Origin of the sequence: Haliscomenobacter sp. (assembly GCF_033763495.1) — a bacterium.
In the GTDB taxonomy this organism is placed as follows: domain Bacteria; phylum Bacteroidota; class Bacteroidia; order Chitinophagales; family Saprospiraceae; genus Haliscomenobacter.
Genome location: NZ_JANRKL010000086.1, coordinates 1 through 4,620 on the forward strand (window position 1 = coordinate 1; position 4,620 = coordinate 4,620).

Annotated in this window: 4 protein-coding genes; all 4 read left to right on the forward strand. The window is 49.6% G+C overall.

The genetic code is table 11. From position 1 onward, the window contains the following. The first annotated feature begins 262 nt into the window (after positions 1 to 262). The 4 genes from egtB (at position 263) to SFV55_RS09275 (ending at position 4,480) form a co-directional block, all read left to right on the forward strand. Positions 263 to 1,528 carry an ergothioneine biosynthesis protein EgtB gene (egtB, locus tag SFV55_RS09260; RefSeq protein WP_413776698.1) on the forward strand — a complete coding sequence of 422 codons (1,266 nt, stop codon included), beginning with the start codon at positions 263 to 265 and terminating at the stop codon, positions 1,526 to 1,528. A 38-nt stretch (positions 1,529 to 1,566) separates the two neighbouring features. After that, a complete protein-coding gene (gene egtD / locus SFV55_RS09265; RefSeq protein ID WP_320029209.1) occupies positions 1,567 to 2,538 on the forward strand; it encodes an L-histidine N(alpha)-methyltransferase in 972 nt (323 codons plus the stop codon). A gap of 218 nt (positions 2,539 to 2,756) precedes the next feature. Continuing rightward, entirely contained in the window at positions 2,757 to 3,026 is a 270-nt protein-coding gene (locus SFV55_RS09270; RefSeq protein ID WP_320029210.1) for a UBP-type zinc finger domain-containing protein, read from the forward strand. A 47-nt stretch (positions 3,027 to 3,073) separates the two neighbouring features. Continuing rightward, on the forward strand, positions 3,074 to 4,480 hold the full coding sequence (locus tag SFV55_RS09275; RefSeq protein WP_320029211.1) for an ATP-binding protein: 1,407 nt from the start codon (positions 3,074 to 3,076) through the stop codon (positions 4,478 to 4,480). Positions 4,481 to 4,620 lie beyond the last annotated feature (140 nt).

Here is a 4,620-nt window from a genome sequence, read left to right on the forward strand (position 1 = left end):
GAGTCCCACTTTTTGGTTTTTGTTGACTTGCAGGTTGATGTTTTGGAAGAGTACTTTTTCCCCGTAGGTCTTGGTCACGTTTTCCAGCGTCAGGTAATTCACGGTCTGTGGATTTTTTAGGGGGGTAAAGATAGGAAAAAAATGGGGGGATTTTTGGCTTGCTGGCTTTGTAGCTGACTTTTAAAAAGACAAATTACCTAAAAACACCATTTAAACTATTTCCCCCTTCATTCCATTATATTTATTCCAACCCAAATCCATGATGCCAACAGCTACCCATATTTCCCTGCGTACCCGCTATACCCAGGTGCGCCAGCAATCCGAACAATTGTGCGCCCCCTTGGCCACCGAAGACTACGTGGTGCAACCCATCACCGACGTGAGTCCACCCAAGTGGCATCTGGGGCATACGACCTGGTTTTTTGAAAACTTTTTGCTCGTGCCTTATCTTAAGGATTACGAAGTATTCAATTCAAAATATCCCTATTTTTTCAACAGTTATTACGAAAGCCAGGGACCACGGGTAAACCGCAGCCATCGTGGGAACATGACCCGCCCATCAGTGGAAGACATTTACCAGTTTCGGCAACATGTGGATCGGCACCTGCGGGAGTTGATTGATCAAATTGAAAACAGCAGCGAAGCATGGGCCAACGAAGCCCGTTTCACCCTTGAAATCGGCCTGCAACACGAACAACAGCACCAGGAACTGCTGGTGACTGACATCAAATACATCTTGGGCAACAACCCTCTTTTTCCAGCCTACGATCCAAGCAACGTTGAACAAGGGCACTCTGCACGTCCGGCGGGGTGGATTGAAGTGGATGCGGGAATGTACCAGATTGGCCATGAAGGTGAAGGCTTTTGTTGGGACAATGAACTCAGCGCCCATCAGGTTTACCTCCAGGAATACGCCATCCAGGATCGTTTGATCACCAATGGCGAATACCTGGAATTTATGCTTGCAGGTGGTTACGACAACTACGAATACTGGTTGGCCGAAGGCTGGGACTGGGTAAAAACCCTGGAGAGCAAATCACCGCTCTACTGGTACACCGTGGATGGACAACACTGGCACCATTACACCATGCAGGGCTTCAAGCCTGTGGACCTCAGCCTGCCCGTCACCCACATCAGTTATTTTGAAGCCGATGCCTTTGCGCGCTGGAAGGGTTTGCGCTTGCCTACCGAACAGGAATGGGAGGTGGCTTGCAGGTTGACGGAGCCGCAGATCAAAGGCAATTTCCTGGAGCAAAACCATTGGCACCCACAGGGCGTTGGCGAAACCGAGGCCACCCAATTTTTAGGCGATGCCTGGGAGTGGACGGCGAGCGCCTATTTACCATACCCCAATTACCCGCGTTTCAAAGGGGCTTTGGGAGAATACAACGGCAAATTTATGATCAATCAAATGGTCTTGCGCGGTGGTTCAGTGGCTACACCGCAATCGCACATGCGCATCACTTACCGCAATTTTTTCCAAACCGACAAACGTTGGCAATTCACCGGAATCCGTTTGGCACGCTAAAGAGGCCTTATGTTTGCCCTACAACTAAAGCTTATTGAATGACATCGACCACTGAAACAAATACACAATTGTCTGCTTTTGCTCAGGACACCCTCAAGGGCCTGAGCAGCCAACCCAAATATTTGTTGTCCAAATACTTCTACGACGCGGCGGGAGATCGGCTTTTTCAAAACATCATGGAATTGCCGGAGTATTACCTCACCCGCTGCGAAGATGAAATCCTGCGTCAATACGCCGGGGATTTGGCGCAATACCTGGGCGAGGCTCCTTTTGATCTTATCGAATTGGGGGCTGGCGATGGACTCAAAACCCGCATTCTGCTGGAGCAGTTTCAAAAGCAAGCGCTACAATTCCGCTACTTGCCAGTGGATATTTCTGCCAATATTTTGGTGCATTTGCAAGAAACGCTGAGTGCCTTGTGGCCCGATTTGCCCGTTGTTCCACTGGAAGGTGATTATTTCAGCGCTTTGCACCAAATGCCTGCTGCGGAAACCCGCCGACGCAAACTGGTGTTGTTTTTAGGCTCGACCATTGGCAATATGACTCTGGCAGATTCGCGCGCATTTTTGCAGCGACTGCGGGCTGAGTTGTCACCGGGCGATTTGCTGCTGGTTGGTTTTGACCTCAAAAAAGACCCGAGCATTATCCTGGCCGCCTACAACGATGCAGCCGGAGTGACCCGAGCTTTTAACCACAATCACCTCTTGCGCATCAATCGGGAACTGGGTGCAAATTTTGATCCACAAACTTTTTTGCATTGGCCATTGTATCAACCTACTACGGGCCATACCAAAAGTTACCTCCTGAGTACGATTGCACAAACAGTGTACATCAAAGACCTGGATGTCAATATAGACTTTGCCGCCTGGGAAGCGATCGATATGGAGTTGTCCAAAAAATTTGATTTTGCCGAAATTGAATCCCTGGCCGCTGATGCGCAGTTGAAGGTATTGGCTTATTTTCAGGGTCAAAAACAGTATTTTACCGATGCCTTATTTATTGTTGAATAAACGTAATAGTTGCCTCACCTTCGGCGAGGCGAGGCAATTTTTTTTCAGCCACAAATGACACAAATTTTCACAAATTGTAGCACAAACTTGCGTTTGTGCTTCCGACACGAACGAAGTTCGTGACATAATTTGTGAAAATTTGTGTCATTTGTGGCTAAATCTAAAAAGCACTCCACCGAAGGTGGGGTGCCAGACTAATACGAATAAACCAAGCAAACATGGCAAAAGAACCTTGTCAACATATGCCCCCACTCGATGCAGTCAAAACGGCCAAAGCCCATGAGTGCGTCGAGTGTGTCAAAGCAGGTGGCCATTGGGTGCACCTGCGTACCTGCCAGACCTGCGGCGAAACGCACTGCTGTGATTCTTCGCCCAACAAACACGCGACCAAACATTTCCATGCCAGTGGACACCCCGTGGTCAGCTCTGCCGAGCCGGGGGAAACTTGGTTGTGGTGTTACGAGGAGAATATTTTTTACCCGTATTGAATGATGGTTTAGCATACCCTTTTCCCTACACAATTGAATGATTCACTGTGAAAATCATTGATAAACACCCCGATTTGTTGGCCACTCTGGCACAATTGGAATTATTCGAAGGAGTTGCTCCCGAAGCCATCCAATGGCTGATCGACCACGCCGAGTATCGTTTGTACCACGATGCCGAAACCTTCCTGAAGTCGGAGGAACCTGCGGAGCACATGTTCCTCACGGTAAAGGGAACGTACTTGCTGCGGGCCAAACAAGGCAACGAGTTTCGCGACGTCAACGAGGGTGGCCCTGGTAGCGTTACTGGTTTGTTACCCTTCTCCCGCATGAAAAAATATACGGGTTTCGGTATTGCAGTCAATGATTTGGAGATCCTGGCCTTGCACCGCAATTGTTTCGTGGAAATGGCCAGCGTGAGTTATGAATTGACCCAAAACCTGGTGGCTGCCATGTCTTCCCGCATCAAAACTTTCACCGAGCAACGTTTGCAGGAGGAAAAATTGATGTCACTAGGCAAACTGTCGGCAGGTTTGGCGCATGAACTCAACAATCCCGCTGCTGCCCTGGTACGTAGTGCCGATGAATTGTACCAACGGCTGCACCAGTCTCCCGAACGTTTCAAGTCGATCATCACCATGCGGGTGACTCCGGAGGAGACAGATGCACTGAACGAAATCCTCTTTGCCAAAGCCCGTCAGGGCCCCATCAAAGAACTGAGCCTGCTGGAGCGGGAAGATTGTAAGGATGAACTGCTGGACTGGTTTGAAGACCACGGTGTCGACAATGCGGACGACATCGCAGAAACCTTCCTCGATTTTGGCTTGCACCTTGAAGATGCTGAAGCCATGAAAAAAGCCCTCAACGCGAAAGAACTCAGCCCAATGATGTGGTGGGTTGAAAGTACCTTGAGTATGGAGCGGCTGGTACAGGAAATCCGGGAGTCGGCAGATCGGATCGGAAGTTTGGTAGGTTCTGTAAAAGTATACACCCACATGGACCAAAGCCAGGACTTGCAGCCCAGCGACTTGCACGAAGGCATCCGCAGCTCGATGATCATGCTCAAGCACCAGTTCAAGGAAAAAGGCATTCAGGTGATTAAGGATTTTGACCCGGAGATGCCTTTGGTCAAGGTGTTCCCCGGCCAGATCAACCAGGTTTGGACCAACCTGATCGACAATGCCATCGATGCTATCCCCGCTACCAATGGCGTGTTGAAAGTGCATACCTATACCAAGAACCACAAAGCGATAGTCGACATCATCGACAATGGCGCGGGCATTCCTGAAACGGTACTCAACAAAATTTTTGACCCGTTCTTCACCACCAAAGAAGTGGGCAAAGGCACCGGCATGGGGCTCGAAATCACCCGTCGCATTGTACTGAAACACCACGGCGAAATCAATGTAAAATCAAAACCGGGCGAAACGATTTTTACAGTTTGCCTACCTCTTTAAAAGTTGAGAAGTTGAGGGAGGTTGAGAAGTTGTGGCTGCCGCCCGCCCTCCCGGGAACGGGGGGAGGCGGAGTGGCCGTTTTGGGGCGGCAGCCGGAACCACGCAAAACCATTACACCGCACACCCAAAAACCCACAAAT

Excerpts from the sequence above, each read along its gene's own strand:
- egtB (WP_413776698.1), top strand. The coding sequence starts at position 263 with ATGCCAACAGCTACCCATATTTCCCTGCGTACCCGCTATACCCAGGTG.
- egtD (WP_320029209.1), top strand. The coding sequence starts at position 1,567 with ATGACATCGACCACTGAAACAAATACACAATTGTCTGCTTTTGCTCAG.
- SFV55_RS09270 (WP_320029210.1), top strand. The coding sequence starts at position 2,757 with ATGGCAAAAGAACCTTGTCAACATATGCCCCCACTCGATGCAGTCAAA.